This window comes from Promicromonospora aerolata (assembly GCF_042682255.1).
GTDB lineage: Bacteria > Actinomycetota > Actinomycetes > Actinomycetales > Cellulomonadaceae > Promicromonospora > Promicromonospora aerolata.
In genome coordinates this window covers 1539481-1565340 of record NZ_JBHUHF010000001.1, presented here as the reverse complement: position 1 = coordinate 1565340, position 25860 = coordinate 1539481, and the positions used below count along the sequence as shown (strand labels likewise).

27 protein-coding genes are annotated in these 25860 nt (G+C 69.6%); 15 read left to right on the top strand and 12 right to left on the bottom strand.

The window, feature by feature from the left end:
• Positions 1-18 precede the first annotated feature (18 nt).
• The gene (locus ACFSL2_RS07165) at positions 19-612 is read left to right on the top strand and encodes a TetR/AcrR family transcriptional regulator (protein WP_377197191.1); all 594 of its coding nucleotides are present in this window, start codon (positions 19-21) and stop codon (positions 610-612) included.
• Between the two features lie 134 nt (positions 613-746).
• Here ACFSL2_RS07165 and ACFSL2_RS07160 read toward each other — a convergent pair whose 3' ends face one another.
• The gene (locus tag ACFSL2_RS07160; protein ID WP_377197190.1) at positions 747-1334 is read right to left on the bottom strand and encodes a cupin domain-containing protein; all 588 of its coding nucleotides are present in this window, start codon (positions 1332-1334) and stop codon (positions 747-749) included.
• Between the two features lie 35 nt (positions 1335-1369).
• Here ACFSL2_RS07160 and ACFSL2_RS07155 point away from each other — a divergent pair, with 35 nt between their 5' ends.
• Positions 1370-2341, top strand: a complete 972-nt coding sequence (locus ACFSL2_RS07155; protein ID WP_377197189.1) for an NADP-dependent oxidoreductase — start codon at positions 1370-1372, stop codon at positions 2339-2341.
• A 14-nt stretch (positions 2342-2355) separates the two neighbouring features.
• Complete coding sequence (locus ACFSL2_RS07150; protein ID WP_377197188.1) at positions 2356-2817, top strand: MarR family winged helix-turn-helix transcriptional regulator; 462 nt, start codon at positions 2356-2358, stop codon at positions 2815-2817.
• A gap of 36 nt (positions 2818-2853) precedes the next feature.
• On the opposite strand, the gene ACFSL2_RS07145 is transcribed toward ACFSL2_RS07150, so the two are convergent.
• Positions 2854-3396, bottom strand: coding sequence for an NADPH-dependent F420 reductase (locus tag ACFSL2_RS07145; protein WP_377197187.1), 543 nt, complete (start codon positions 3394-3396; stop codon positions 2854-2856).
• 50 nt (positions 3397-3446) lie between these two features.
• Positions 3447-4379, bottom strand: a complete 933-nt coding sequence (locus tag ACFSL2_RS07140) for an NAD-dependent epimerase/dehydratase family protein (protein ID WP_377197186.1) — start codon at positions 4377-4379, stop codon at positions 3447-3449.
• Between the two features lie 131 nt (positions 4380-4510).
• Between ACFSL2_RS07140 and ACFSL2_RS07135 the strand changes: the two genes are divergently transcribed.
• From ACFSL2_RS07135 to ACFSL2_RS07120, 4 genes are all read left to right on the top strand, one after another.
• The gene (locus ACFSL2_RS07135; protein WP_377197185.1) at positions 4511-5419 is read left to right on the top strand and encodes a LysR family transcriptional regulator; all 909 of its coding nucleotides are present in this window, start codon (positions 4511-4513) and stop codon (positions 5417-5419) included.
• A 136-nt stretch (positions 5420-5555) separates the two neighbouring features.
• Positions 5556-6755 (top strand): MFS transporter, encoded by a 1200-nt coding sequence (locus ACFSL2_RS07130; RefSeq protein ID WP_377197184.1) that lies wholly within the window; start codon positions 5556-5558, stop codon positions 6753-6755.
• Positions 6756-6802: 47 nt separating this feature from the next.
• Positions 6803-7312, top strand: a complete 510-nt coding sequence (locus ACFSL2_RS07125) for an SRPBCC domain-containing protein (RefSeq protein WP_377197183.1) — start codon at positions 6803-6805, stop codon at positions 7310-7312.
• A gap of 239 nt (positions 7313-7551) precedes the next feature.
• Entirely contained in the window at positions 7552-7956 is a 405-nt protein-coding gene (locus ACFSL2_RS07120; RefSeq protein WP_377197182.1) for a nuclear transport factor 2 family protein, read from the top strand.
• Positions 7957-7998: 42 nt separating this feature from the next.
• Here ACFSL2_RS07120 and ACFSL2_RS07115 read toward each other — a convergent pair whose 3' ends face one another.
• Together ACFSL2_RS07115 and ACFSL2_RS07110 are read right to left on the bottom strand one after the other, a co-directional pair.
• Positions 7999-9324, bottom strand: coding sequence for a TrkH family potassium uptake protein (locus ACFSL2_RS07115; protein WP_377197181.1), 1326 nt, complete (start codon positions 9322-9324; stop codon positions 7999-8001).
• A gap of 400 nt (positions 9325-9724) precedes the next feature.
• Positions 9725-10390 carry a FadR/GntR family transcriptional regulator gene (locus ACFSL2_RS07110; RefSeq protein ID WP_377200781.1) on the bottom strand — a complete coding sequence of 222 codons (666 nt, stop codon included), beginning with the start codon at positions 10388-10390 and terminating at the stop codon, positions 9725-9727.
• 190 nt (positions 10391-10580) lie between these two features.
• Here ACFSL2_RS07110 and ACFSL2_RS07105 point away from each other — a divergent pair, with 190 nt between their 5' ends.
• The 3 genes from ACFSL2_RS07105 (at position 10581) to ACFSL2_RS07095 (ending at position 14617) form a co-directional block, all read left to right on the top strand.
• Positions 10581-11939 (top strand): MFS transporter, encoded by a 1359-nt coding sequence (locus tag ACFSL2_RS07105; RefSeq protein WP_377197180.1) that lies wholly within the window; start codon positions 10581-10583, stop codon positions 11937-11939.
• 70 nt (positions 11940-12009) lie between these two features.
• Entirely contained in the window at positions 12010-13500 is a 1491-nt protein-coding gene (locus ACFSL2_RS07100; protein ID WP_377197179.1) for an aldehyde dehydrogenase, read from the top strand.
• 400 nt (positions 13501-13900) lie between these two features.
• On the top strand, positions 13901-14617 hold the full coding sequence (locus tag ACFSL2_RS07095; RefSeq protein ID WP_377197178.1) for a dienelactone hydrolase family protein: 717 nt from the start codon (positions 13901-13903) through the stop codon (positions 14615-14617).
• A 25-nt stretch (positions 14618-14642) separates the two neighbouring features.
• On the opposite strand, the gene ACFSL2_RS07090 is transcribed toward ACFSL2_RS07095, so the two are convergent.
• Together ACFSL2_RS07090 and ACFSL2_RS07085 are read right to left on the bottom strand one after the other, a co-directional pair.
• Positions 14643-14948 (bottom strand): DUF4193 domain-containing protein, encoded by a 306-nt coding sequence (locus tag ACFSL2_RS07090; RefSeq protein ID WP_377197177.1) that lies wholly within the window; start codon positions 14946-14948, stop codon positions 14643-14645.
• 72 nt (positions 14949-15020) lie between these two features.
• On the bottom strand, positions 15021-15503 hold the full coding sequence (locus ACFSL2_RS07085; protein ID WP_377197176.1) for a DoxX family protein: 483 nt from the start codon (positions 15501-15503) through the stop codon (positions 15021-15023).
• Positions 15504-15610: 107 nt separating this feature from the next.
• Between ACFSL2_RS07085 and ACFSL2_RS07080 the strand changes: the two genes are divergently transcribed.
• The gene (locus tag ACFSL2_RS07080) at positions 15611-16486 is read left to right on the top strand and encodes a sigma-70 family RNA polymerase sigma factor (protein WP_377197175.1); all 876 of its coding nucleotides are present in this window, start codon (positions 15611-15613) and stop codon (positions 16484-16486) included.
• Positions 16487-16530: 44 nt separating this feature from the next.
• Here ACFSL2_RS07080 and ACFSL2_RS07075 read toward each other — a convergent pair whose 3' ends face one another.
• A complete protein-coding gene (locus ACFSL2_RS07075) occupies positions 16531-17466 on the bottom strand; it encodes a metal ABC transporter substrate-binding protein (protein WP_377197174.1) in 936 nt (311 codons plus the stop codon).
• A gap of 322 nt (positions 17467-17788) precedes the next feature.
• Here ACFSL2_RS07075 and ACFSL2_RS07070 point away from each other — a divergent pair, with 322 nt between their 5' ends.
• Complete coding sequence (locus ACFSL2_RS07070; RefSeq protein ID WP_377197173.1) at positions 17789-18424, top strand: hypothetical protein; 636 nt, start codon at positions 17789-17791, stop codon at positions 18422-18424.
• Between the two features lie 147 nt (positions 18425-18571).
• Positions 18572-21001, top strand: a complete 2430-nt coding sequence (locus ACFSL2_RS07065; RefSeq protein ID WP_377197172.1) for a choice-of-anchor M domain-containing protein — start codon at positions 18572-18574, stop codon at positions 20999-21001.
• A 42-nt stretch (positions 21002-21043) separates the two neighbouring features.
• On the opposite strand, the gene ACFSL2_RS07060 is transcribed toward ACFSL2_RS07065, so the two are convergent.
• On the bottom strand, positions 21044-21925 hold the full coding sequence (locus tag ACFSL2_RS07060; RefSeq protein WP_377197171.1) for an SDR family oxidoreductase: 882 nt from the start codon (positions 21923-21925) through the stop codon (positions 21044-21046).
• An 86-nt stretch (positions 21926-22011) separates the two neighbouring features.
• Between ACFSL2_RS07060 and ACFSL2_RS07055 the strand changes: the two genes are divergently transcribed.
• Entirely contained in the window at positions 22012-22590 is a 579-nt protein-coding gene (locus ACFSL2_RS07055) for a TetR/AcrR family transcriptional regulator (protein WP_377197170.1), read from the top strand.
• Positions 22591-22597: 7 nt separating this feature from the next.
• Here ACFSL2_RS07055 and ACFSL2_RS07050 read toward each other — a convergent pair whose 3' ends face one another.
• Entirely contained in the window at positions 22598-22873 is a 276-nt protein-coding gene (locus tag ACFSL2_RS07050) for a YciI family protein (RefSeq protein ID WP_377197169.1), read from the bottom strand.
• Between the two features lie 23 nt (positions 22874-22896).
• Between ACFSL2_RS07050 and ACFSL2_RS07045 the strand changes: the two genes are divergently transcribed.
• On the top strand, positions 22897-23592 hold the full coding sequence (locus ACFSL2_RS07045) for a Crp/Fnr family transcriptional regulator (RefSeq protein ID WP_377197168.1): 696 nt from the start codon (positions 22897-22899) through the stop codon (positions 23590-23592).
• A gap of 103 nt (positions 23593-23695) precedes the next feature.
• On the opposite strand, the gene ACFSL2_RS07040 is transcribed toward ACFSL2_RS07045, so the two are convergent.
• Both ACFSL2_RS07040 and arfA read right to left on the bottom strand, forming a co-directional pair.
• Positions 23696-24151, bottom strand: coding sequence for a GNAT family N-acetyltransferase (locus tag ACFSL2_RS07040; protein ID WP_377197167.1), 456 nt, complete (start codon positions 24149-24151; stop codon positions 23696-23698).
• 127 nt (positions 24152-24278) lie between these two features.
• Positions 24279-25790: an arabinosylfuranosidase ArfA gene (arfA, locus tag ACFSL2_RS07035; protein ID WP_377197166.1), complete on the bottom strand. Its 1512-nt coding sequence runs from the start codon at positions 25788-25790 to the stop codon at positions 24279-24281.
• Between the last annotated feature and the right edge of the window lie 70 nt (positions 25791-25860).

Sequence of the window (25860 nt, the reverse complement as noted above, 5' to 3'; positions counted from 1 at the left end):
AGTGGAGCGTGATCCGTTTTGGCTCTCGAAGAACCCCGACGACCCCGAGCGGACGCGACCCGCAACCGCGAGCAGCTGCTCGCCGCAGCGACCCGCCTGATCGCCTCCGCCGGGCCCGAGCCGTCGATGCGTGCGATCGCGGGCGAGGCCGGGGTCGGCATCGCCACCCTCTACCGGCACTTCCCCACCCGCGAGTCGCTCGTCGACGCGATCTACCGCGATCAGGTGTCACGGCTCACCGTCGGCGCGCGTGAGCTGCTCGCCCAGTTCGACCCGCCCGATGCGCTGCGCCGCTGGATGAGCCTCTTCGGCGAATGGATCGCGACCAAGAACGGCATGCTCGACACGCTGCTCGCGATGATCGAGTCGGGCGAGATCGCTCATGCCCACACCCGGACCGAGCTGCTCGCGGCCATCGACGAGATCCTCGAGGCCGGCCGCACGAGCATGCAGCTCCGCGGTGACGTCCCCGCCGCCGACGTCGCCGCCGCCCTCATCGGCATCTTCACCGTGGCCGGCTCACCCGAGCACACGGCGATGGCGGGTCGCCTGCTGGACCTCCTGATGGACGGACTGCGACCCTCAGCGGCCGGCGGTAGTCGACCGTCGTGACCTGGCCACCTCACCGGTCTCACGCCCGCCGCCTCGAGCGTCCGTCCCGATGGCGACCGCTGGTCGCTCGGCGCGCTCCTCGGCCAGCCTTCTCGGCGATCGGCTCGTCACGGTGCCCGCCTCGGGTGTGATCGTCATCCGGGCCTCGCCTTCGTGTAGCGGGAGAACTCCGGGTCATAGCCGAACAGTCGGGCGAGGGCCACACCCATGCGGGTCACTGCCCGCTGCAACCACAGCGGGACACCCGCGATGTAGCTTCCGGCCAACTCGAACGTCAGGGCCAGCTCGACCGGGTTGCGCGGCACGCCCTTCGCGTTCGTGCGCCCGTCGTTGGCCAGGCCGAACGACGCCCGGATCGATCGTTCGTAGGCGGTGCCGGGGCGTGCGACGAAGTGGAAGACGACGTCCTGGTCGCTGTCGTTGTAGTAGCGGTGATGCACGTTACGGGCGACGTGTACCTGCTCGCCTGGTCGGAGCACGATCCGCCGGCGATCAGCGTGGTCGAGGAAGAGGTTGCCTGTTAAGGCCGTGAAGGTCTCCTCGAAGTCGGTGTGGAAGTGCATCGGTGGTCCTGGCTCGCCCGCCGGGATGCTGACCTGGGTCTCGACGTACTCGCCTCCGGTCTCTTCGCTGGTGGTGAGAAAGGTGACGGTGGCCCCCATAGCCGGGTTGGTGACTGTCCTTGGCAGTCCGGTCGGGACGGGTGCCTCATCGTTCGCCATGGCCGAACTCCTTGACCTCGTCGGGCATCTGGGCGATGCTTGAGTATCTCATTGAGATAGTAAAGCATCGATGGTCGTTGGAGGCTTGTGTGCGAGCAGTACGGTTCGACGAGTACGGCGGTCCTGATGTTCTCGAAGTTCGGGAGGCCGACGATCCCGTGATGGCGCCCGACCGGGTGCTGGTGCGGGTGCGAGCGGCTGCGGTCAATCCTGGCGAGAACTTCATCCGAAACGGGGCGGCCGCGGCGATGTGGTCGACCACGTTTCCCTCCGGTCAGGGCAGCGACCTGTCCGGCGAAGTAGTGGCGGTCGGGCGCGAGGTCGATGGGTTCGAGGTCGGCATGCCGGTGCTCGGCTGGACGGACGAGCGAGCCAGCCATGCCGAGCTGGTCGCGGTGCCCGCCGATCACCTTGTCGCCAAGCCGGAGAGCCTGTCCTGGGAGGTGGCGGGCTCGATGTACATCGCGCCGATGGCCGCCTTCGCCAGCGTCCGGGCGGTCGCACCCCGGCCCGGCGAGGTCGTCGCGGTGTCGGCAGCCGCGGGCGGCGTCGGATCGGTGGCGGTGCAGCTGCTGCGCCGGGCCGGAGCGACGGTCATCGGACTGGCGGGCCCGGACAACCACGACTGGCTGAAGGCGCAGGGGGCTGTCCCCGTTGAGTACGGCGACGGGCAGACCGACCGGATTCGACAGGCCGCCGACGGCAGGCTGGACGCCTTCGTCGACACGTTCGGTGGCGGCTACGTCGAGTTGGCACTCGATCTGGGCGTCCAGCCCGACCGGATCAACACGATCATCGATATCGCCGCGGTCCGGGCGCACGGTGTGGGCTTCAACGGGAGCGCCGAGGCGGCCAACACGACCGACCTGGACGCGATGGTTCGGCTTGTCGCCGATGGCGCGGTCGAGATCCCGATCGCCCGGACATACCCGCTGGACGGTGTGCGAGAGGCCTACGAGGAACTGAATGCACGGCACACGCATGGCAAGATCGTCCTGCTGCCCTGAGTGGCGGTGTCGACATGCCGAATCACGGGGGTAGTCACGACATGGTGGACCGCACGGCGTCGAACGAGCTGGCGGCGACGCTCCTCGACCAGACGATGGGGCTGTCCGGCCAGGTGGCCGGGATCATGCGCGACCACCTGCCGGCGCTCGACCTGACCGAACCGCTGGCCAACCTGATGTGGATCCTCGACCCCGCCCTCGAACCAGTGTCGCTGCGTCGGCTCGCCGAGCGCCTGCACTGCGACCCGTCCAACATCACCCTGCTCAGCACCCAGCTGGAGGGCCGAGGGCTTGCCGAACGTCGGCCACACCCACGCGATGGACGGATCCGCACCCTGGTGCTCACCGAGGCGGGGGCAGGAGTGCGGCGGCAGCTGCTCGACCTGGTGGCGGCGCGGTCACCGTTGGCAGTGCTCGACGATGCAGAGCAGCGGCAGCTGCACGCCATGCTGACGAAAGCGCTCGCCGAGCACTGACCGGAACGCCGGGCTCGTCGTGTGGGCCTTCTGGGGTCAGAGCTTGCCGGGCTCGGCGAACCGGTAGAACACCCCGCCGACGGGCTGGATGCCCATGAGCAGCCACACGGCGTTCTCGAGGTCCCTTGCCCGGGAAAGGTCCCCGACCCGGACGGGGTCGTAGCCGGCGTCGGTGATGAGCTGCTCGGTGACAGCCACCGCGCCGTCGTCGGCCACGTACCAGTTGCTCGGGCGCACGCGCTGCTGACGCACCTGGTCCAGCAGGCCGCCGAAGTTCATGTTGAAGCTCTTCGCCACCGGGGCGCTGGTGAACGACTGGACCTCGTGCGCGTAGGACGGGAAGTCGCCGTGGCGGGCGGGCATGATGTTGGCCGCGTCGATCGCGATCTTTCCGCTCAGGCCGGTCACCCGGCCGAGGGCCTCGGAGATCTTCGCGCCGGGGACCGCGACGAGCACGGCGTCGGCGTCCGAGGCGTCGCCGCCCTCGCGTCCCAGCAGCGTGACCTCGTGCCCGGCTTCGCGCCAGAGCGCGGCGAGGCCGCCGCCGATCGTTCCTCGTCCGATGCTGACGATCTTCATCGCTGATTCCTTTCGATGTGGGTGGTGTGTCGGGCCCGCGATCCGCGGGCTCAGTCCTGGCGGGCGGCCAGGGAGGTGCGGAGCTCGGCGAGCCCCGCCGGCTGGGTGACGACGGGCTCGTACCCGAGCTCGTCGGCGGCCTTGTCGGTGCGCAGGAGGCACGGCTGGCCGAGGAACCAGCGGGCCGGTACGGGGACCTGCTCGGCCGCGGTCTCGGTGTCCAGGTCAGGGAGCGGCGCGTCGAACCCGTAGATCGCGAACTGCTCCTCGAGGAACTCGCGCAGGACCACCCGGTGCCGGTCGGTGACGAAGTAGACCTGGCCGGGCCGGGCCTTGGTCCAGCCGAGCATCAGGCCCTCGACGGCGTTGGCGACGTGGGTCACGTCGGTGAGGTGGCGCCCGCCGTCGATCCAGGCGAACTGCCCGGCCCTGGCCGCGGCGACCAGGTCCTCGACCAGGATGCTGCCGACGCCCCAGACGAGCCGGGGCCGGATCGCCACGGTGGTCAGGCCGGGTCCGTTCGCGTCCAGGACGATCTGCTCCGCCACGGCCTTGGTGGCGCTGTAGGCGGCCTCGGAGTCCGGGCGCAGCGGGGCACTCTCGTCGACCTCGAGGAGCGGGTCCCCGGCGAGAAGCGCTGCCTCGCTCCCGCAGTGCACGAGGCGGGGCACCTTCGCGAAGCGGGCTGCTGCGACGACGGCGCGCGTGCCCTGCACGGTGACCTGTTCGTGGCGTGCCCGTTCGGCGGTGATGTCGGTCTCGGCAGCGAGGTGGAACAGCACGGCGCTCCCGACGACGGCGTCCTGCCAGGTCGTCGGGTCGATCAGCTCGCCGTGCACGGGGTCCGCGCCGAGCGCCGCGACGGCCTCGGCCGAGGCGGCGCTGCGGACCAGCGCCCTGACCGAGTGCCCCTCGTCGAGCAGGCGCCGTACGAGCACCCGTCCGATGAAACCTGAGCCGCCTGTGACGAATACCTGCGCCATCTGAATCTCCTTGGTCGACGACCTCCGTCCCGCCTTTCCGGGTACGAGGTCCATAGGGCTCAGCGCCCAGCCGCGCCCAGCGATTCCCTCCAGGGTTCTTATAGTTCGAAGGGTTGCCATAAGATGTGTGGATGGCTTCTCTTCGGGCACTGGAGTGCCTCGTCGCGGTGGCGGACTCCGGGTCGATCACCCAGGCGGCACGTCTGCTCTACTCGTCACAGCCAGCCGTCTCGCACCAGCTCGCAGCCCTGGAACGCGAGGCGGGGACGGCCCTGATCCGTCGCGAGGCCCGTGGCGTCCGGCTGACCCCGGCCGGACGTGCCGCCGTCGTCGGCGCCAGGAAGGCCGTGGAGGCAGCCGGTTCCGCGGTGCGCGCAGCGCGTGCCGCGGGGGAGGCCGGCGGCGGATCGCTGCGGCTGGCCTGCGCGCAGAGCCTGGTGTCGGTGCTGGCGCCCGTGCTGGGGGAGTGGCACCGCAGGCGGCCCGACGTCGCCCTCTCGGTGCGCGAGTCCACGTCGGCGGACGAGCTGCACGGTCTGATCGACTCCGACGAGGCCGACCTGGTGCTGATGCCGGGCAGCGTCCCGGACCGATTCACGTCGACGGTGGTCGCCGAGGAGGAGATCGTGCTGGTAGCACCGACGGATCACCCTCTGGCAGGGCTCGACCCGGTGGGTCTGGACGACCTGGACGGCGTGTGCCTGGTGCACTTCGCGCCTGACAACGGGCTCGGCGTCTGGCTCGACCGGCACCTGGTCGACGCCGGGGTGCGGGTCGAGCCCGTCATGCGTACGTCGGTCACGACGGCCGCGCCGCAGCTCGCCGCGGCGGGTCTGGGTGTCGCGGTGTGCCCGGCCAGTGCCGTCAGCCCGGGCCTGGATGCCGCTGTGCGGTCCTTCACGCCCCGGTGGACGAGGGCGTTGGTGGCGCTCACTCCCGGCGTGCCCGACGAGCTGACCGCCAGGTTCATCGCCGACCTCGGGGAGCGCGGCGTTCCGGTCCCGCGAGCTGGCCGGCCCGAGGCGTCTTCGGCCGAGTGAGGTGACCGCGGCCGGGGGCGCTCGTCGTGATCCGAAGGGTCGTCATCCAAGAACCGAATGGCGAAAGCGGAATCCCCCTCAGATCCCTCATGTTGAGTCGGATTGAACTGCCCGCAGATCAATCGAGAGGCTTGACATGTCGTCGACGACGAGCGAACGAACCGCGCCCAGGGAGCGGGCCAAGCTCCCCATGGCAGGCCTTCTGGCCCTGTTCACAGCGGGCTTCCTCGGAATCGTGAACGAGACGATCCCCGCCGGACTGCTGCCCGAGATGGCCCGTGGCCTCGGTGTGTCCGAGTCCGTAGCCGGGCAGACCATCACCGTCTATGCGCTCGCCACCGCCCTGACCGCCATCCCCCTGAACACGGCCCTGAAGCACTTGGGGCGCCGCACCGTGCTCCTGACGGCGCTCGTCGCCTTCGGCCTCGCCAACCTCGTGACGGCGTTCCTGAGCAGCTTCGTGCTGATCCTCGTCGCACGGTTCGTCGCTGGGGTCGGGGCCGGGCTGATCTGGTCCAACCTGGGCGGATACGCCGCACGGATCGTGCCGGTGCGGCTCCAGGGCAGGGCGGTCGCCATCGCGATGGCCGGAACACCCGTCGCCCTGTCCCTCGGGCTGCCGGCCGGGACGTTCCTGGCCGGCGTGACCGGATGGCAGTCGTCCTTCGGAGTCATGGCAGCGGTGAGCTTCGGGGTCATCATCTGGGTGCTCGTCTCGCTGCCGAACATCCCAGGGATACCCGACGGCGGCCACGTCCCGTCCGCGACGATCATGCGAACGCGTGGTGTGCTCCCGATCCTCTGGGTCGTCGCGGGCTTCATGGTCGCCCACAACGTCCTCTACACCTACATCGCCCCCTTGGCGATCGCCGCGGGCGCCGGCGACCAGTTCACCTGGGTCCTCGTGGTCTTCGGAGTCGCGGCGCTCCTGAGCATCTGGGTCACGGGCGTGCTCGTGGACCCGCACCACCGGTACCTGATCCTCGGGAGCACCCTGGTGCTCGCTGCCAGCGCACTGGTCCTCGGACTGGCGGCAAACCCCCTGGTGCTCTACCTGGCGGTGGCGGCCTGGGGCTTCGGGTTCGGCGGCTCCGCGACCCTCTTCGTCACCGCCGGAATCCGCGCGGCCGGCACGGACAACGTCCAGTCGATCCTCGTGACCGTCTTCAACCTCAGCATCGCCGCGGGCGGCGTCATCGGCGGAGTCCTGCTCGCTGGCCTTGGCATCGCGTCGATCCCGTGGGTGGCCCTCGCGATCATGATCCCCACCGTGATCGTGACGATGGCCGGACGGCGCCACGCCTTTCCCCACTGGAGAGGTGACCAGATCGGCTGACCCCCGCAAGCCATTCTCCAAGACCTCCACGAAACAAGGAGCGGCACATGTACGACAAGGTGAGCTGGCCCGAACACTACGACCCGCGAACTTCGGCGATCTACGCGCTCAACGACATCGACGTGCAGGCGCCACCGGACGTGGTGTGGCGACTGTTGATCGACGCCGAGAACTGGTCGAGCTATTTCCCTCCCGAGGACCAGGTCAAGATCCTGAGCGGTGAGCCAGAGCTGGCACCCGGGACCAGATACAGCCGGGTGACCGTCGGATTCCCCATGAGCCTGACCGTGACCGAGTACGAGCCGTTCCGCAGGCTCTCCTGGCAGACGGTGGTGGACGGCGACGAGACCGGTTCGAGCGCGTACCACGGCTGGGTCATCACGCCCACGGACGAGGGTTGCCACGTGCTGACCGAGGAGACACAGCAGGGACCGTTCTTCCTCGAGGAGCTCGGACGCAAGAACCCGGGCGCGCTCTACCGCTATCACCAGGACTGGGTCGAACGCCTCGCCCGCGCCGCAGAAGCGGCAGCAGGAATGCGGCCCACGGCGTCCTGACGCCCCGGGCGCTCGCAGCGGCTGCGACGACCATCCGGGCCGGCCTGTCACCCGGCGTTGACGGGGGCAGGGCCGGTCCGTCGACGGGCGTCGTACCAGCTCGGTGGTGAGCTCGACGTGCAGTGGCGGGGTCTCCCGACCCTCCGTCAGGCGCGCGAGCAGTCCGACAGCGACCACCCAGGCATCTGCCGTGAGCGGATCTCCTGGTGTGGGGCATGCCGGCTCGGCACGCTGTGTCCATGATGACCGCAGACCACGCTGAAAGCCTCCGTCAGGCCGAGAGGCGGCTGCAGGCCGCCCAGCTCGCGTCCGACGTCGACGCCCTGGATGGCCTGATCGACGACATGGCTCTGTTCACCGCGTCGGACGGAAGCGTCCTGTCCAAGCGGGACGACCTGCACGCGCACGCATCCGGCTATCAGGTGATGAGTCGCGTCGAGGAAGAGGACCTCGAAGTGCTGGTGACTGCCCACGCCGGGGTCACCTTGTTCCTCGGCACGCTCGAAGGCACCTTCGGCGGTGAGCGTCTGGCTGCCCGGATGCGCTACACCCGGACCTGGACGCACGACGACCGAGCAGGGTGGAAGATCATCGCCGTGCATGCCACGTTCGTCGCCGACGGTGTCGCCCCGACCAAGGAGTAGTCCAACGTCCGGCCGGGCTTCGCAGGGGCCGGCGACCGCAGTTCAGCCGATGATCGGTGCGCTCTCCGGGAGGCGGTACAGACGCCGGTTGGCGCGCAGGGCCAGTGCGGTGCCGAGCGTGATCGGTCCGAGCCGACCGATGAACATCAGAGCACACAGCACGACCTGGTGATACCACGCCAGCGACCCGGTGATCCCGGTGGACAGGCCGGTGGTGGTGAACGCCGAGGTGACCTCGAACAGGATCTCGTCCACGTGGAACCGCGAGGTGGCCGTCATCCACAGGGTCGGCAGAACTACGATCGCCACCGCGAGCAGGGCCACGGTGAGTGCCTGCCGCTGCGTGCCCTGGGAGATCCGGCGGTCGAAGAGGTTCGCGTCGGGCTCGCCGCGCAGCTCGGACCAGATCACCACGGCCAGCACCGCGAACGTCGTCACCTTGATACCGCCACCCGTGCTGCCCGATCCGACGCCGATGAACATCAAGATGATCGTGCCGAGCCAGGACTCGGTATGCATCGCCCCGGTGTCCACGGAGTTGAACCCCGCCGTGCGCGCGTTGACCGCGTGGATGAAGGACGCCAGTATGCGGTCCGCGTTGCTCAGTGCGCCCATGGTCGCGGTGTTGTCCCATTCGGTCACGAGGAAGAAGCCGGTACCGCCGACCAGCAGCAGCGCGGTCATCAGGAGTGTGATCTTCGAGTGCAGGCTCCACCGCACGGGATGTCGGCGCTCCCGCAGCACCTCCAGGATCACCGGCAGGCCCAACCCGCCCAGGATCGTGGCGATCGCGATGGGCAGGCAGATCCACGGGTCGGACACGAAGTCCATCAGCGACGACGAGAACAGGGCGAAGCCCGCGTTGTTGTAGCCGGAGACCGCGTGGAACACGCCGTCCCACAGTGCTCGGCCGAGCGGTTCGCCGTAGCCGACGACGAAGCGCACCGTCAGGACGATCGCGACGGACGCCTCGACGACTCCGGCGATGACAACGGCGCGGATCAGCATCCGACGTACGTCACCGAGGCTCACGCTGCGGGTCGACGCCGCCGCCACCAGCCGGGAGCTGAGATCCAGGCGCCGCGAGACCGGCACGCCCAGCAAGGACGCGACGGTCATGACTCCCAGACCGCCGATCTGGATCAGTACCAGGATCACGGCCTCGCCGAACCCGGACCAGAACACCGGTGTGTCCGTGACGATCAAGCCCGTGACGCAGACCGCCGACGTCGCTGTGAACAGCGCCTGCATGAACGAGGCCGACTCACCCGACGCCGCGATCGGAAGCAGAAGAAGGGCCGTGCCGACCGCGACAGCGCCGAGGAAACCGGCAATCACGAGCTGCCCGGGTCGCCGTTGGAGAGTCACCCCCCGACTTCGCTCGCTACGTAGGCGGCTGCTGAACCGCATCTGGCTACCGTCGTCCTTTGGTCGTCGATCGAACGGGCGTCCCGCCGATCCTGACGCCTCACGTCACCGTAGCCCGCTATCGATACGGGCAAGGGCGAGGCAGCGTTAGAGACCCGTCAAGGTCTCCCGGCTCAGCGTTAACGTTCCGTCAACGCGTTGCGTATCGGTTGCTACGGCGCTGTCACCAGCAGGTCGAACGACCCAAGCCGGGGCAGCCCCAGAGTGACATCCCGAGGTCTCCATAACTGGCCCTGCTCGACCGTCCTGCTCGACTGGTCCTGCTCGACCTGGACCTGCGATGACTAGGCCGCGGAGGTCCAGTTTGCGTCCGGTCGCTGAGACGGAGCTGCATATCGTGTCAGGAGGGCGGATTGAGGAGGTTGGTCCGCACAGACTGGAGGTGCTCGCGCATAGCAGTGCGGGCGACGTTCGGGTCACGGTCCACCAGCGCCTCGACTATGGCGGCGTGCTGCTTCTCGTAGTCCGCGCGGCGTTCGGGGGTCGCCGAGCGCAGTTTGCTCTTGCCCCACACGGGGAGGTCGCGCGCGGCGTTCATGGTGTCGAACATCCGCAGGAGCAGACCGTTGTGCACGGACGCGGCGATCGCACGGTGGAACGACGAGTCCCACGCCTCAAAGTCGACATATGCCTCGCAGGCATTCCCCCGGATCATGCACCGTTCGATCGTCTCCAGGTCACTGGGCGTCGCGTTGCGGGCCGCGTTCGCGGCGATCTCCGGCTCGGTCATGAGCCGCGTGTCCATGATCTCGGCAGGGCTGGTCATCAGATCCTGGGCACCGCCGACCGGGCTGTGCGACGCCAGGAACGTTCCTCGTCCGACGTGCCGCGTGATGACGCCCTCACGTTCGAGTGCACTGAGTGCCTGCCGCACCGCGCCACGCGAAACCTCCATCGACTCAGCAAGCGTCCGCTCAGTAGGAAGGCGTGATCCGGCCCGCAGTTCGCCCGACTCCTGACCGGCTACCAGGAGTTCCCGCACACGATCCACGACCGGAATGGTCATTGTCACCCTGACTCAACTCCTCACCAATTTGAACCAAGATATCAAGAGCCGGGTCGTTGCACCAGCCCTTGTCCGGATGTACCTTGGACCAATCCGATCCAGTAGAAAGATTGGGCCGCTATTGGTTCAACTTGAGCCGCCTCGACGAGGTGGGGTCGGGCGTCCTGAGACCAAGAAAGGCATGTCAATGGTGACAACACAGCACGAGACGGAACCGCCGGAGCGCAGCTTCAGCCCGCAGGCTGGTGCGACCGACGCGCCCAAGATGCGGCGCGTAGCCGTGGCGAGCACGGTCGGCACCGTCGTCGAGTTCTACGACTTCTTCATCTTCAGCACAGCCGCGGTGCTCGTTTTCCAGTCGGTCTTCTACGCCGAGCTGGGCACTGCCGCCGCCAGCGCCTCGGCGTTGGCGACCATCGGTGTGGCCTTCGTGGCCCGACCGTTCGGTTCTGTCATCTTCGGGCACTTCGGTGATCGGATCGGGCGCAAGAAGACACTTGTCACGTCGATGCTGCTGATGGGCGGTGCTACCGTCGCCGTCGGGCTCCTGCCCGGTGCCGACAGCATCGGCGTGGCTGCACCCGTCCTGCTGGTGCTGCTGCGCATGGCCCAGGGGATCGCGGTCGGCGGCGAATGGGCGGGCGCTCTGCTCATGGCCACGGAGTACGCACCTGCCAAGCAGCGCGGGACCTTCGCGATGTTCCCGCAGTTGGGACCGTCGCTCGGTCTCTCCCTGTCCACCGGCACCTTCCTTGTCACGTCCCTCGTGCTCGACGACGCGGCATTCCTGAGCTGGGGCTGGCGAGTCCCCTTCCTTATGAGCGCCGTTCTGGTCCTGGTTGGGCTGTGGGTTCGGCTGTCGCTCGAGGAGACGCCCGTGTTCCGCAAGGAGTCGGTGCGGAGCCGCGCCCCGTTCATGGATCTCATGCGGAACCAGTCTCGCGAGCTCGCGCTGGCGTCCGGCGCGACTCTTGGTGTCCTGGCGTTCTTCGGCACCAGCGCCACCATGTTGCTCAGTTACGGCAGCGTGACGCTGGGCCTGCCCCGGCAGTGGGTGCTCGGCGCGGCGATCATCGGTGGGTTGGCCTTCGCTGCGGCGACGATCGCGGGCGGGATCTGGTCGGACCGCGTGGGCCGCAGGCCCCTGCTGGTCGGAAGCCACGTGCTGGCCGTCCTGACGGCGGTCGCGCTGTTCCCGATCCTCGACCTGGCGACCTTGCCCGCATTCACGGCCGGTCTCGTGCTCGCCTTCGTCGTGACAGGACTCGCTTACGCGCCGCTCGGCGCTCAGCTCGCCGAGGTCTTCGCGACCACGTACCGCTACACCGGTGCCGGATTGGCCTACAACATCGGCGGTGTTGTCGGCGCCGCCTGTGCACCACTGATCGGGGCGGTCCTCCTGGAACGGTGGGGAAGCCTTGCCGTCGGCATAATGCTCGCCGTCTACGCCACCGTCGCCCTCGCCTGCCTCGCCAAGCTGGGCGAGACCCGCGGTCGGGAGCTCGACGCCCATCGAGGCGACTCGACCGAGCCCCAGCACACGCCGTGAGCACTGCTCTCCCGGAGATCAATCGCACCTGACGTGCCACAGACCTGACGTGCCACAGAGAGGAACCACTATGCCGCACTCGACCGACGACCTCGAGCAGTTCAAGCTCTTCATCGACGGCAAGACCGTCGATTCGGTGTCCGGAAAGACCTTCGAGTCACTCAACCCCTATACGGGCAAGCCTTGGGCCGTCGTGGCGGACGGTACGCCCGAGGACATCGACCTCGCCGTTGACGCCGCTCGCCGCGCGTTCGAGGGTGAGTGGGCGCAGATGTCGGGGTTCGAACGGGCCGCAATCCTGCGTCGCGTCGGCGACCACATCGCCCTCAACGCCGAGCGCCTCGCCCGGCTCGAGGTACAGGACAACGGAAAGCTGCTGCGCGAGATGCGCGGTCAGCTGGAGGTGCTGCCGCAGTACTACTACTACTTCTCAGGGCTTGCCGACAAGCTTGAGGGCCGCACCGTTCCGCAGCTGAACCCCGAACGGTATCTCGGCTACACCCGACGCGAGCCGATCGGCGTGGTCGGCGCGATCACTCCTTGGAACTCACCCCTTCTACTCCTCACGTTCAAGCTCGCCCCCCTCCTCGCTGCGGGAAACACCTGCGTGGTCAAGCCCTCGGAGCACGCGCCGGCCTCGACCCTTGCCTTCGCCCAGGTGTTGCACGATGCCGGCTTGCCTGCTGGTGTGCTCAACGCGGTTTCCGGCTGGAGCCGGTCGACGGGCGAGTCGCTCGCCAGCCATCGAGAAATCGACAAGGTCGCGTTCACCGGCTCGACGGCGACGGGTATCAAAGTGGCGCACGCCGCGACCGAGAACCTGAACCGTGCGACTCTCGAGCTCGGCGGAAAGAGCCCACAGATCGTCTTCGCGGACGCTGACCTGGAAGCGGCGGCCAACGGCCTGGTTTCAGGCGTGTTCGCGGCAACAGGCCAGACCTGCATGGCCGGATCGCGACTGATCGTGCACGAATCTGTCAAGGACGAACTGATCGAACGGGTAGCCGAGCGGGCCCGTGCCATCAAGCTCGGAGACCCGACCGACCCGGCCACCGAGATGGGGCCCGTCGCGAACCGGCCCCAGTACGAGAAGGTGCTCAGCTACCTGGAGGGTGTCGCAGCCGAGGGCGGACAGTTCGCCTGCGGCGGTGGCCCCGCCACGGACAGCGGTGCGCTGTTCGTCCAGCCCACTGTGGTCACCGACGTCGGTCCCGAGTCGACGATCGTGCGCGAAGAGGTCTTCGGCCCGGTGCTGTCGGCATACTCGTTCTCGACCGAGGAGGAGGCGGTGCGGCTCGCGAACGACTCCCGATACGGTCTTGCCGGCGCGGTCTGGACCAAGGACATCCACCGCGGGCATCGAGTGGCCGCGCGCGTTCGCGCGGGGACCGTATGGATCAACGACTACCGCGTGGTCGGGCCAGGAATGCCGTTCGGCGGGTTCAACGACAGCGGGCTGGGCCGAGAGAACGGCATCGACGCGCTGAACGAGTACACCGAGAACAAGTCCGTCTTCGTCGAGCTCACCGGAACGGTGCGGGACCCCTTCCGGATGGGCTGAGCCCACCGAGGCAGCCGTGCCCTTGGCGACCGACCGGTGGTCAAGGGCACGGCTGTGCGCGATAGGACGTCGTGCAGACGGCGAGTGCGATGTACTTCTTGTCGAGGTGGTCGTCGACACCGCTCGGCCCGCCCTCCGCCCCATCCCGGGGTGCTTGATGCCACCGAACAGCGCTGCCGGGTCGGAGACCAGCCCAGAGTTCAGGCCGACCATGCCTGTCTGGAGGCGTTTCGACAGCCGGATCGCGACGACCACTGTTGATCTTCGCGGGGCCGTGCAGGAGAACGAGGAGGTGGTACCCGTGAACGCAGTATCGACATGGGCGTTCCCCTCCGGGGTCATGGTCGGGCGATAGGTCGTCCGGGGGCGCCGCTCACGAGCACTCCCGAAAGGCACGACCATGCGATTCACCTCCGAACAGCGACTCGACGACGCCGTCCTCGAACGCGAGTTTACCCTCGGCGAGATCCCCGGCACACTGTGGATGCCCGGATCCGCGGTACTGGCCCCGCTGATCCTGATGGCCCACAACAACGGCCTGCCCAAGAGCGCATCCCGGTTGGTGAGCCGGGCACGGCTGACTGCGGCGGCGGGCTACGAGGTCGCCTCCATCGACGCCCGTGGCTGCGGTGACCGGCCGCTCTCCGCCGTCGAGGAGCAGGCTCGCGCCGACTTCCGTCGGGCGATGCAGTCCGGCCAGCCGGCCGACGAGGCCTTCGAGTCCTTCATCGGCCCGCTGTTCGAGAACGCGGTCCCGGACTGGATCACGACCCTGGACACCCTCCTCGCGCTGCCCGACGTCTGGGGACCGGTCGGGTTCTCGGGATGGACTGCCCTTGGCATCCGGCTCGCGGCGGTCGAGCCGCGCATCGAAGCCGCCGGCTTCTTCGCCGGGGGCTACGTGCCCGCGCCCAGCGAGAGGAGGCCGGGCAGGTCGCTATCCCGCTGCTGCTCCTGCTGCAGTGGGACGACGAGGGCAACCTCCGGCAGCGGGCGCTCGATCTGTTCGACGCGCTCGCCAGCACGGAGAAGACGCTGCACGCCAACCTGGGTGGACACCTCGGTACCCCGTGGTTCGAGCGGGAGGACGTGGACCGGTTCTTCGACCGGCATCTGAAGTGAGAGCGCGCCGGCAGCCTGGATCAGGCGGCGCACTCCGTGCAGGTCATCTGACCGGCCTTCTCGTGGGCCAGCTGGCTGCGGTGGTGGACGAGGAAGCAGCTGGAGCACGTGAACTCGTCGACCTGCCGGGGTAGCACGCGTACCGCGAGCTCCTCGCCGGACAGGTCGGCACCCGGGAGCTCGAAGCTCTCGGCCGCTTCAGTCTCGTCCACCTCCACGTCCGCGACACCCGACGGCTTGTCGGATCGACCTGCTTGCAGCTCCTGGATGGAATCCTGCTCGACATCCTCATCCGTCGTACGTGGCGTGTCGTAGTCAGTTGCCATTGTGGTGTCCTCCTGCGGTCGTCCCGGCAGTGACTTTCCTCGTTGGCCTCCACACGATGCCGGGCCGGGCTCTCACTCGCACGCCGTCCGCCGCGAGGGTCCGCGGAAGATCACGACGATGTTGACGACGAGCGCCACGACGAGAACCAGGATCACGGGCAGGAGGAGCTCGGGCGACAGGGTCGGTCCGACGGCCATGAGGTCCCAGCGGCCGACGGCGACCGCCCCGGCGAGCATCGCCCACAACACCGTCTCGAGCGCCGGGAGCCATTCCCCGGCGCGGACGTGGAAGCCGCTCGCCAGGAGCGTGACGGTCGACAGCCCGATCGCCGCCACGGGCGTGGTCCATTCGAGGCTGCCCACCAGCATCGGCACGACCAGCATGATCGACGCCCCGACCTCCGCTATCCCCGTCAGGAGGGTCACGGGGCGTGGGATGTCGTCGAACCCTGTCCAGCGGTCGATGCCGCGGCCCAGGATCTTGGGCAGGCCCGCGAAGAGGAAGAACAGGGCGAGGATCACCTGCGCGGCCCACAACGTGATGGTCAGCATCATGCTCCTTGGGTTCGTCGGCCGCCGGGTCGGCCGCGGTCCGGGACAGGACGAACCACCGCGCCCAGGTGTGACAGTCACACTGCAGGGGGCACGATCGTCCTGTGCGCATGAGCGAGAGCGAACGCAGCGGGCCTGACCGTGCCGGGACCGAACGGGTCGCGGCCGCGATGCGGGACGACCGGACCTACCTGCTCGCCGTCGCGCACCGGATCCTTGGTGACTCCACCGAGGCAGAGGACGTGGTCCAGGACGCGTTCGCGCGCCTCACGGTCCAGGACGTCAACGACATCCGGGATCTGCGCGGCTGGTTGGTCGTGGTGGTACGGCGCCTCGCCCTGGACCGGATCGGCTCGGCACACGGGCGGCTCTCGGCGCCGCACGACCCCACCGAGTGGAGCTTCGACGCCGTCGCCGACGCACCGGATCCAGCCGACCGGGTCACCCTGGACGACGAGATCCGCCGCGCGCTGGCGGTCGTGCTGGCACAGCTCACACCCGGCGAGCGGGCGGCCTTCCTGCTGCACGACGTCTTCGGGATCCCGTTCGAGAGCGTGGCCGAGACGGTCGGCAGGACGCCCGGCGCCTGTCGCCAGCTCGCCAGCCGGGCCCGGCGAGCGATCAGGGAGTCCGGCCCGACGCCGGAAGCACCGGGCCCCGATCCGGAGCTGCAGGAGGTGGTGGACTTCTTTATCGCGGCGTGCGCCGGGGGAGACCTCGACGCCCTCGCCAGGGTGCTGCACCCCGACGTGTCCGGCTGGGCGACCCGGCGCGGCGAACGCATCGGGTTCGACGCCGGCGCGGAGCAGGTGGCCGCCGGATCACTGCGCTACCTGGGCCCAGGGTCCGGCTGGGTCCTGGCGCCGCTGGCCCTGGACGACGGGATGGCCGTGGTCGCCTCGCGGGACGGCGACCCGGTGGCACTGATCCGCCTGCTGATCACGGACGGGCTGATCGCGGCGATCCACACCGTGGTGCTGCGCTGAGCACGACGCCGCCCACGAGCACGGCTGCGGCTCGTGCGATGGCATCACTGGGGTCGTCCACCATGTGCAGTCCCTTCACACACGAGCCCGGCCTGCAAGGCCGCCAGGTTCTCCCGCATGATGTCCAGGTAATCTGCGGCCGGGTCCGCCCGCCCTTCGATGGGGTCCAGCTTGGCGGAGTCGATACCGATGTCCTCCGCGAGGGCCTGAGCGACCTCGGGGCTCGTGATCACCTCGAAGAAGATCGTCTGCACGTCGTCGGCCTGGACCACGGAGCGCACGGCGCGTAGCCGTGCGGGCGAGGGTTCCGCTTCGGGGTCGATGCCCGAGATGCCGACCTGGACGAGGTCGTACCGCTCGGCGAGGTAGCCGAAGGCCTCGTGCGACACGACCAAGGTCGCTCCCGCGCACTGTGCGAGCCCATCGCGGTAGTCCTGGTCCAGGTCGTGGAGCTGCGCGACCAGAGCCTCGGCATTGGCGGCGTAGTCGGCCGCGTGAGCTGGGTCGGCGTCGGAGAGCTCGGCGGCGACGCCCTGTGCGACGTCCGCCAGCCGGGTGGGGTCCTGCCAGAAGTGGGGGTCGAGCGCAGCGGAGCCCGACGGTGCTGCGGCGCCACCGTTGGGACCGGCCTCCAGCCCCGCCGCTTCGGCGGTGTCGAGCAGACGACCGGGCGGGTTGGCTTCCAGGGCCTCGTCCGTCGCGGGCTGCATCCCGGAGAGGTACACGACAAGATCAGCCTCGCCCATGTCGCGTACCCGGGCCGGCGAGAGCTCGACGTTGTGCGGGTCAGCCGCGGCAGGCGTCAGGTTGGTGACGTTCACGTGCTCGCCGCCGACCTGCTCGGCGACGTACTGCAGTGGGTAGAACGACGTGAGGACGTCGACCGTGTCGTCCTGTGCGACGGGTGAGCACGCGGTGGTGGTGAGGACCAGCAGTGCAGCGGTCGCGGTGGACAAAGATCGGGCACAGGCGGGCGTCATGTGGCTCCTCGGGGATGTGGGAGATGAGGTCGTGTCAGCTGCGGGTCGGCCGTGTAGTTCCTTGGTCGCGGCGCAGACCTTATCAGAACTGAGAATCATTCTCAGTAAGCCCTTGTCGGCAGCCCCTGCAGCGACCCTGGATGAGAACCGTTCTCGTCAGATCGTTGACACCGGTTCCGGCGGGCGCTTAGATAAAGAGAATCATTCTCAATAAGGGGAATGTTCTGTTGCTCCCGCATGTCCGAGCTGTCTGTCTTGCTCTCGTGCGGGAACTCGTCTCCAGCTGAGTCCACCCCCATCGAACCGGCACGAAGGAGAAATGATGTCCACAACTCTCATCCACCACCACGAAGGTGCTAGCGGCGCGCCCGCTACCGGCACGCTGCGGAGCGTCGCCAGGGCGGGGGCCGCCCTGGGCGGCGCCGCGCTGCTCACCCTCGGCGCGGCGCTACCCGCACAGGCCGCGTCCGACGTGACGTCCGGCCACGCCGACGTCGTGGCGGTCAGCAGCACCCACGAGGTCGGCTCGATCTACGACCAGTTCGGCGGCAGCTTCTCGTCCTGGGACTCCAGCGACGACTACCGGCTGGTGTTCGATGTCGCCGGAACCGACGTGACCTGTTCGAACGGCGTCTACACGGTGCCGAACGACTTCAACATCGAGGGCGACGTCCCCTTCATCGGCTTCGACAACGACAGTGCCAGCGACTACGAGCTCACCCTCGGGCTCGTGAGCGGTCCGGGGAACGTCACGTACACGTCCTCGGCCGGGGAGCTCGACACTGCCTCCGGGCAGGTCCTGACGGTCGGCTCCGGCACGCACCAGCACGGCGCATGGGCGTTCGACGCGGGATCGTGCGGCGGCAGCCACGCCTTCGTCCTGAACTTCGACGTCCTCGAGGCCTCGCCGGGAACGAACGGCGCCGACCGCGACATCGAGTTCGTGATCAACGGCTGACCTGTGCCGGGGCGGTCGCCGGCCGGCGACCGCCCCCGGCGCGAGACCGGTCGAAACCACCAGCGGACGAGAAGAGAAGAACCAGTGCGGAACAGTGCGACAGCTCGACGGCGGGCCCCCGGCACCCGGCGCCGGAGATACCCGGCGATGCTCATCACGGTCGCGGCGGTCGCCGCCGCGCTCGTCCCTGCCGGCGCGGTCGCCGCGGACACGACGGCGGAGTCGAAGCTCGTCAACCTCGCAGCGAACCTCACGGGCGGTACCGGGGCCGTGCGTGGGAGCGCATCGCCGAACGGTACGGCTCCCGACCTGCAGCTGCGGGTGCCGTCGCGGTTGGTCGGGGAGGTCCCTGCGGACCCGTCGTTCTCGTGGCTCGGACCACCCGGCGAGATGCGCTGGAGCACCGTCTCGCTCCTGGACTACGACCAGACCCAGGACGTCGCCGCGCTCCGGCTCAGTACCCGGTCCGTGCGGCCGGCCATGCTCGCCGCCGAGGACCCGAACCTCTACTTCTCGATGTCGAACGTCGTCGCGCCCGGATCGTTCGCCCTGCACGGCCTCCCGGAGAGCCGGGAGGACGGAACGACGGGCCCCGACGCGCCGACCGAGCTGTTCCGCTGGGGGACGGGGGAGCAGCGGGACGGTTCACCGCAGGGGCTCGACGCGACCTATGCCCTCCCGGCACGCGGGATCTTCAACACCGGGGCGTCGTTCGGTGCCTCCGGCATGTACTGCTTCGACCTCGGCTTCACCGCGACGCTCGCCGACGGCAGCCCCGCCGGCGCCGTCGGGACCATCCGGATCGCCGTCGGCGACACCGTCGCCGTCGATGCGCCGTGCGGCACGGCGACAGGAGAGGTGCCGGGCGAGGCGCCCGGACCGGACCCCGATCCGGAGCCCAGCCCCGATCCGGAGCCCAGCCCCGATCCCGAGCCGGACCCGGACCCGGAAGTGCGCGTCATCGACGAGGGCCACATCGACGCGATCGCACCCGAGGTCGACACCGACGAGTCGGGAGCCCCGACGCTGGCCCTGGGCGCCCATCACGACATGCTCGGCCGGCTCGACTGGGATCGCTTCGTGCTGCACTCGGACGACACCGCACGCCTTACCCTCCCCGCGTCGTTCACCCCCGCGAACGACTGGACCTTCGTCGGAGAGCCCGGGCAGACGATCTGGAACAGCCCCTACTCCCAGGTCCCAGGCCTGCCCTGGGTGGGCATGAGCACCCAGTCACCGACCCTGCGGGCCGCCACGGCGGACGACGCCAGCGTCAGCGTGCGCATCGACGCGGTCACCGGACCCGGCGGGACGCCGGCCCCGGGCCACCTCGCCCTCGACACGGGACGGGCCCACAATTACGGCTCGGAGAAGAACGGCGCCGGGTTGCTCGCGAACACGAAGAGCGGCCTCCCGGCCGGGTACCTCCTCCCGGTAGGCACCCACGTCCACTACAACTGGTTCTTCGACCAACCAGGCGTCTACTGCATCGCGATCACCGTCGGCGCAGAGCTGGCGGACGGCACGCTGCACACCGCCTCCGAGCAGCTCACCCACGTGGTCGGCGAGAGCGTCGACCCCGCCACCGTGCAGCCGTGCGGCACGACGGCAGGCTATCCGGCGGTCGACGGCCGGCCGAGCACCGAGCCCGCCGAACCTGCCGACGGACCGGTCCTGGTGGAAGGCTCGTTCTGGGACGTCTCCCTCGTCCTCGACGACTCCGACCTCCGTGCGGACCTGCTGCGGTCCAGCAGCTACCGTGACGCCCTCCCGGAGCGACTGGACCTGGAGGACGCGATCTTCCGCGGCTCCCTCGCCGAGGACGGCGCCTACTGGTTCGGGCACGACGGCGGCAAGTTCTCCTACCGATCGCGCGACGCGGTGCCCTATCTGCGGTGGAACACCCTGGCCGTCCCTCAGGACGAGGTGACGGGCGACGTCACCTGGACGATCGACCGCGTCGACGGCCCGGGTGATCTCTGGGTGGAGCAAGAAAAGCCCCGGAGGACCGTGTTCGACACTGCTGCGGGCATCACCACGGTGAGCGTGTGGCCGCAGACCGACACGTCGAACACCTCATGGGCGGTCACGCAGCCCGGGAGGTACTGCGTCGAGACGACGTGGTCGGTCCCGACCCAGGAGCACGGAACTGTCTCCACCACGCACACCCTCACGATCGTGGCCGACGGCGACGGCTTTGAGCAGGACGCCGATGTCTTGGCGGTGACCTGCGCCGACCAGGACGGCACACCGCCGGTCGATAGCCCCGATCCAGAACCTTCCGGGCCTGGCGCTCCCGAGCCACATCAGAGTGCCGACCCGAGCCCCAGCTTCTCCCCGACGCCGGGGGAGGTCTCCTCGACGCCTGGGGACCCAGCGGGCACCGGCTCCCAGGGCTCGCCGGGGCCAGGTGGTGTGACGCCCGACGCAGGCCCAGCAGGCGGACTCGCGGCCACCGGGGCGGACCCGCTGGGGGTCGTCGTTGCCGCGGTTCTGCTGCTGATGGCCGGGTCCGGCCTGCTGCTCGCCCGCCGCCGCTGGGCCACCGTGGCGAACGACGCTCCCGCTACGGACTAGGGGAGTGGCCGGCCACCGAGTGCCGGCGCGGGGAGCCTGCCGTCAGGGCTGAATGTTCTCCAGGTCCGCCAGGAGGGCGGGATGCGTCGGTTCCCAGCCGAGTGCCTGCCGGGTGTGAGCGCTCGAGGACGGCTGGTCGGCGGCGAAGACCGGACCGATCGGGCCGTAGGTCTCCTCGGGTACCGACGCGACGGGGAGGCCGAGGCGCCTGCCGATGACCTCCGCGATGTCACGGACCGCGTCGCCTTCGTCCGCCACGGCGTGCCAGGCGGTGCCGGCTTCGGCGTTCTCCAGGGCGAGCCGGAGCAGCACCGCCGCGTCGAGCGTGTGCACGGCGGGCCAGCGCTGGGTGCCGTCGCCCGGGTAGCCCGACACCCCGGTCTGCCGCGCGATGCCGGTCAACATCTCGGCGAACCCGCCGGCGCCGTTGTTGTGCACGGTCCGTGGCAGGCGGATCGCCGACGTGCGGACGCCCTGTGCGGCCAGGTCGAGGGCTGCGGTCACGGCGAGGCTGCGACCGGCGACAGGTCCGTCGGTAGGCAGCGGGTCGGCCTCGGTGGAGGCGCGGCCCGGCACGGCCGGCGTGCCGGAGACGGTGACCAGCGGGCGGCTGGTGCCGATGAGCTCTGCGCCCAGGGTCGCGAGCGCCTCGCTCTCCTCGGTCACGGACCGCGCGAGCGCCTCGGCGCTGCTGAAGTCGTTCGCGAAGGCGAGGTGGATGACGCCGTCGGTCCGCGCGACGCCGTCGCGCAGGGCGGCCAGGTCGGTGAGCGACCCCCGGAGCGGTTCGGCGCCGGCCTGTTGTGCGGCACGTGCCGATGCGTCGGAACGCGCGAGGGCGAGGACGGTGTGACCGTGGTCGAAGAGCTCGGCGACCACGGCTGAGCCGATCTGACCGGTGCCACCGGTGACGAAGACGTGCATGGGTTCTCTCCTGACAGTGATGGGACTCTTGTCTCATCACTGTAGCACCGTGATGGGATAAGAGTCCCATCACGTAGGATGTGGCCATGGCTCGATGGGAACCCGGGGCGCGCGACCGCCTCGTCGTAGCGGCGCTCGACCTGTTCACCGAGCAGGGGTACGACGCGACGACGGTCGCGCAGATCGCCGAGCGCGCCGGCGTCACCAAGAGCACGTTCTTCCGGTACTTCCCTGACAAGCGCGACCTGCTCACCGCCGGCCAGGAAACGCTCACGACGCTGCTGACCGAGGGCATCGCCGAGGCTCCCGAGGGTGCGAGCCCGCTCGACGCGGTGGCCGCGGGCCTCGTGCGCGCGGCAGGCATGATGGGCCCCGACAAACGCGAGCTCGCCCCCCGCCTCAAGGCGGCCATCGCTGCCAGCGCCGAGCTCCAGGAGCGCAACGCGCTGAAGAACGCCACCCTCGGCGCGGCCATGGCCGCAGCGCTCGTCGACCGTGGCGTCCCCGAGCCGACGGCGGCCCTCGCGGCTGAGCTCGGCGTCCTCGCCTTCGGGCGGGCGTACTCCGCATGGTCCCAGGACGACGGCGTCGCCGAGGACGACCTCGCCGAGTACGCGCTGACCGCCCTGGCCGAGCTGCGGGCGGCTGCCGCGTCACTGGACTGAGGCAGACTCAGCGTGGTGCACCCGGCGGACCGACCACCGGCAGCCATTCACGGATACCGGCCACCTCGACACCCGGCGTGCGGTAGTACGGGTCGGCGTCGAGGAGTCGGTCCAGCTCCGCGCGCCCGATGTCGAACACCAGCAGGGCGCCCGATTCGTCCGCCCACGGACCGGCCGCGAGCAGAGTTCCGTCGTCGTACAGGCGCGCCAGGATGGCGCGGTGCGCCGGACGGGCGGAGAGGCGTTCGGGAGTCGCAGCGAAGGTCAGCTCGAGAATCAGCATGCGGGCGAGGGTACGGTCGGACGATGGGGCGCTCGGTATCGGCCGATACATCCACGACATGGCAGACGCTGGCCACCATGCCGCTGCTGGCAGGGCTGCCCGATGACCGGCTCCGCCGGCTCTGGTCCGCCTCCGTGCCCCGCCGTCACCAAGCCGGAGAGATGCTGCGCCGCGTCGGCGACCCGGCCGAGTACCTGCTGCTCCTGCTGCACGGCCGGGTGTCGGCCACGATCACCACGGCCACCGGCCGCGTCGTCCGCTTCGGCGAGTGGACCGCGCCCAGCGCCCTGGACAAGATCGCCGTGATCGATGGCCGGGGCCACCCGTCCTCCCTCACCGCCGTCACCCCCTGCTCTGTCCGGTATCTCCCACGCGACCAGTTCGAGGAGCTCGTCGACGACGTGGCCGCCGTCCGCCGCCATGTGCTCCGCCTCCTCGCGCAGCAGGCCAGGCAGCAGCAGGAGCGCTTCGCCGACACAGCCACGAGGTCCGTCGAGGCGCGGCTGGCTGCCTGGCTGCTGGAGCAGGCCGAGGCGGCCCCCGGATCGGAGGTCGAGCTGCCGGGCACCCAGCAGGAACTCGCCGACCTGCTGGGCACGACACGCGTGACGGTCACCCGTACGCTCTCCGGGATGCGCCACGACGGCCTCGTCGAGCTGACCGGTCGCACAGTCGGCGTGCTGGCGCCGGAGCTCCTCGCGCTCCGGGCCCACACCTGAGCCAGAAGCCGGCGGGGATCAGCGCCGGCCCCTCACGGCAGCAGCGTGAAGCTCGGCGACTACGGCCGGGCCGACGTCCTGCCGGCTCCGGCCGTTCCCACACCTAGCCGAGCTGGAGGGTGAAGCACCGCGCCATGGGTTGGCCGACGTATGGCCCGTAGCCATCGGTGTGCTGATAACCCTCGCGTTCGTAGAACCGGATCGCGTCGGGCTGCTTCGTGCCCGTCGACAGCACGAGGGTGGCCACCCCGAGCTGTCGGGCGTGGTCCTCCAGCGCACGCAGGATGCCGATGGCCACGCCCGTTCCGCGCGCCTGCGGCGTCACGTACATCCGCTTGACCTCGCCGGTGCCGTCGTCCAGCACCCGAAGGGCGCCGCAGCCCGTCGCGACACCCTCGGGGCTACGAGCGACCAGGAAGACGTTCACCGTCTCGGCGGTGGGTGCCTCGACCTCCTGGTCGGGGATGTTGTAGCGGGCGGCCAGCTCCGACCGCATGTCGTCACGCAGCTGGACGCCGTCCGCGCTGTCCCACGCCTCTTCCGCGATGCTCACGGTCATGATGCTCCCATCGGTCCCGCCGGGTCTCGCCGGCCGTCGAGCCTGCTGGCGGCCAGCATTCCAAGGCCCGCCCCGCTCCACAAGGAATCTCGGCGCGGTCACCAGGTGGCCAGGGCGGGCGGTCAGGTCAGATGCGCTCGAGCCGGATCATCGACCAGGAGACCGGCGGCAGGTCCACGTGCGCACGGTCGTCGGAGACCTTCGCCGTCGTGTTGGGCCGCGGCAGCACGGAGGTGGCGTCGTCCGCGGTCGCCGACCACGTGTGGTCGGGGTTGGACAGCGTGAGCGCCTCGGCCACCCGGAGCCCGGGGAATCCGCGCAGGTCGACGTCGAGCGCCACGTCGTCCGTGAGCGACCGGTTCACCGCGAGGAGCACCACGGCCCCCGTCCCGGCGTCGTGCGTCGCGACGGCGTCGAGCACCGGGACGGCGCCGAACTTGGCCGTCTCCTGCACGGGCGCGTCCACGGCCAGACGCAGCACGTCACCGGCGGCGTGCCGGGCGGTGAGCGCGAAGGGATGGAACGTCGTCTGCCGCCAGGACCGTCCGCCTGGTTCGGTCATGATCGGCGCGATGACGTTGACGAGCTGCGCGAGCGAGGCCGCGTGCACGCGGTCGGTGTGCCGCAGCAGCGAGATGAGCAGGTTGCCGACCACGACGGCGTCGGCGACGTTGTAGCGGTCCTCCAGCAGCACGGGCGCCACCGGCCAGTCGTCGCCCGACGGCGGCCGGGACTCGGCGCGCTTCTGGTACCAGACGTTCCACTCGTCGAACGAGACGTGGATCCGCTTGGTGTGCTTGCCCGCCGCGCGCACGGCGTCGGCGGTCGCGGCCACCGAGTCGACGAAGTGGTCCATGTCGACCGCGGAGGCCAGGAACGACGCGAGGTCGCCGTCCTCCTCCCAGTAGTAGGCGTGCGCCGAGATGTGGTCGACGTGCTCGTACGCCTCGGTGAGCACGGTGTGCTCCCACTCGCCGAACGTGGAGATCTGGGATCCTGACGAGCCGCACACCACGAGCTCCAGGTCCGGGTCGACCATGCGCATCGCGCGCGCGGTCTCGGCCGCGAGCCGCCCGTACTCGTACGCGGTCTTGTGGCCGATCTGCCACGGGCCGTCCAGCTCGTTGCCGAGGCACCACATCTTGATCCGGTACGGGTCCTCCGCACCGTTGGCCCTGCGCAGGTCGCTCCACTTGGTGCCGCCCGGCACGTTGCAGTACTCGAGCAGGTCCAGCGCCTCCTGCACGCCGCGGGTGCCCAGGTTGACCGCCATCATCGGTTCGACACCGGTCCTGGCGCACCACCGCATGAACTCGTCGACGCCCACCAGGTTCGGCTCGGTCGAGTGCCATGCGAGGTCGAGCCGCCGGGGGCGCTGCTCGACCGGTCCGATGCCGTCCTCCCAGCGGTACCCCGAGACGAAGTTGCCGCCGGGATAGCGGACTGTGGAGACCCCGAGCTCGCGCGTGAGCTCGACGACGTCGCCACGGAAGCCGTCGGCGTCGGCCGTCGGGTGGCCGGGGTCGTGGAGTCCCGTGTACACGCTGCGGCCCAGGTGCTCGACGAACGAGCCGAAGGTGCGGGGGCGTACCGGCCCGACGACGAACGCCGGGTCGATGGTGACGGATGCGGACAGCATGAGTGGATGTACTCCTCGGTGGTCGGTGCTTGAGGCATGCTTCGCGCAGGCGGGGCGGCCGCCGTGGCGA

Excerpts from the sequence above, each read along its gene's own strand:
- ACFSL2_RS07050 (WP_377197169.1), bottom strand. The coding sequence starts at position 22,873 with ATGCTGATTCTCGAGCTGACCTTCGCTGCGACTCCCGAACGCCTCTCC.
- ACFSL2_RS07120 (WP_377197182.1), top strand. The coding sequence starts at position 7,552 with ATGATGACCGCAGACCACGCTGAAAGCCTCCGTCAGGCCGAGAGGCGG.
- ACFSL2_RS07080 (WP_377197175.1), top strand. The coding sequence starts at position 15,611 with ATGAGCGAGAGCGAACGCAGCGGGCCTGACCGTGCCGGGACCGAACGG.
- ACFSL2_RS07045 (WP_377197168.1), top strand. The coding sequence starts at position 22,897 with ATGGGGCGCTCGGTATCGGCCGATACATCCACGACATGGCAGACGCTG.
- ACFSL2_RS07090 (WP_377197177.1), bottom strand. The coding sequence starts at position 14,948 with ATGGCAACTGACTACGACACGCCACGTACGACGGATGAGGATGTCGAG.
- ACFSL2_RS07135 (WP_377197185.1), top strand. The coding sequence starts at position 4,511 with ATGGCTTCTCTTCGGGCACTGGAGTGCCTCGTCGCGGTGGCGGACTCC.
- ACFSL2_RS07130 (WP_377197184.1), top strand. The coding sequence starts at position 5,556 with ATGTCGTCGACGACGAGCGAACGAACCGCGCCCAGGGAGCGGGCCAAG.
- ACFSL2_RS07155 (WP_377197189.1), top strand. The coding sequence starts at position 1,370 with ATGCTTGAGTATCTCATTGAGATAGTAAAGCATCGATGGTCGTTGGAG.
- ACFSL2_RS07100 (WP_377197179.1), top strand. The coding sequence starts at position 12,010 with ATGCCGCACTCGACCGACGACCTCGAGCAGTTCAAGCTCTTCATCGAC.
- ACFSL2_RS07140 (WP_377197186.1), bottom strand. The coding sequence starts at position 4,379 with ATGGCGCAGGTATTCGTCACAGGCGGCTCAGGTTTCATCGGACGGGTG.
- ACFSL2_RS07065 (WP_377197172.1), top strand. The coding sequence starts at position 18,572 with ATGCTCATCACGGTCGCGGCGGTCGCCGCCGCGCTCGTCCCTGCCGGC.
- ACFSL2_RS07085 (WP_377197176.1), bottom strand. The coding sequence starts at position 15,503 with ATGATGCTGACCATCACGTTGTGGGCCGCGCAGGTGATCCTCGCCCTG.
- ACFSL2_RS07095 (WP_377197178.1), top strand. The coding sequence starts at position 13,901 with ATGCGATTCACCTCCGAACAGCGACTCGACGACGCCGTCCTCGAACGC.
- ACFSL2_RS07060 (WP_377197171.1), bottom strand. The coding sequence starts at position 21,925 with ATGCACGTCTTCGTCACCGGTGGCACCGGTCAGATCGGCTCAGCCGTG.
- ACFSL2_RS07040 (WP_377197167.1), bottom strand. The coding sequence starts at position 24,151 with ATGACCGTGAGCATCGCGGAAGAGGCGTGGGACAGCGCGGACGGCGTC.
- ACFSL2_RS07145 (WP_377197187.1), bottom strand. The coding sequence starts at position 3,396 with ATGAAGATCGTCAGCATCGGACGAGGAACGATCGGCGGCGGCCTCGCC.
- ACFSL2_RS07055 (WP_377197170.1), top strand. The coding sequence starts at position 22,012 with ATGGCTCGATGGGAACCCGGGGCGCGCGACCGCCTCGTCGTAGCGGCG.
- ACFSL2_RS07125 (WP_377197183.1), top strand. The coding sequence starts at position 6,803 with ATGTACGACAAGGTGAGCTGGCCCGAACACTACGACCCGCGAACTTCG.
- ACFSL2_RS07070 (WP_377197173.1), top strand. The coding sequence starts at position 17,789 with ATGTCCACAACTCTCATCCACCACCACGAAGGTGCTAGCGGCGCGCCC.
- arfA (WP_377197166.1), bottom strand. The coding sequence starts at position 25,790 with ATGCTGTCCGCATCCGTCACCATCGACCCGGCGTTCGTCGTCGGGCCG.
- ACFSL2_RS07075 (WP_377197174.1), bottom strand. The coding sequence starts at position 17,466 with ATGACGCCCGCCTGTGCCCGATCTTTGTCCACCGCGACCGCTGCACTG.
- ACFSL2_RS07150 (WP_377197188.1), top strand. The coding sequence starts at position 2,356 with ATGCCGAATCACGGGGGTAGTCACGACATGGTGGACCGCACGGCGTCG.
- ACFSL2_RS07110 (WP_377200781.1), bottom strand. The coding sequence starts at position 10,390 with ATGACCATTCCGGTCGTGGATCGTGTGCGGGAACTCCTGGTAGCCGGT.
- ACFSL2_RS07160 (WP_377197190.1), bottom strand. The coding sequence starts at position 1,334 with ATGGCGAACGATGAGGCACCCGTCCCGACCGGACTGCCAAGGACAGTC.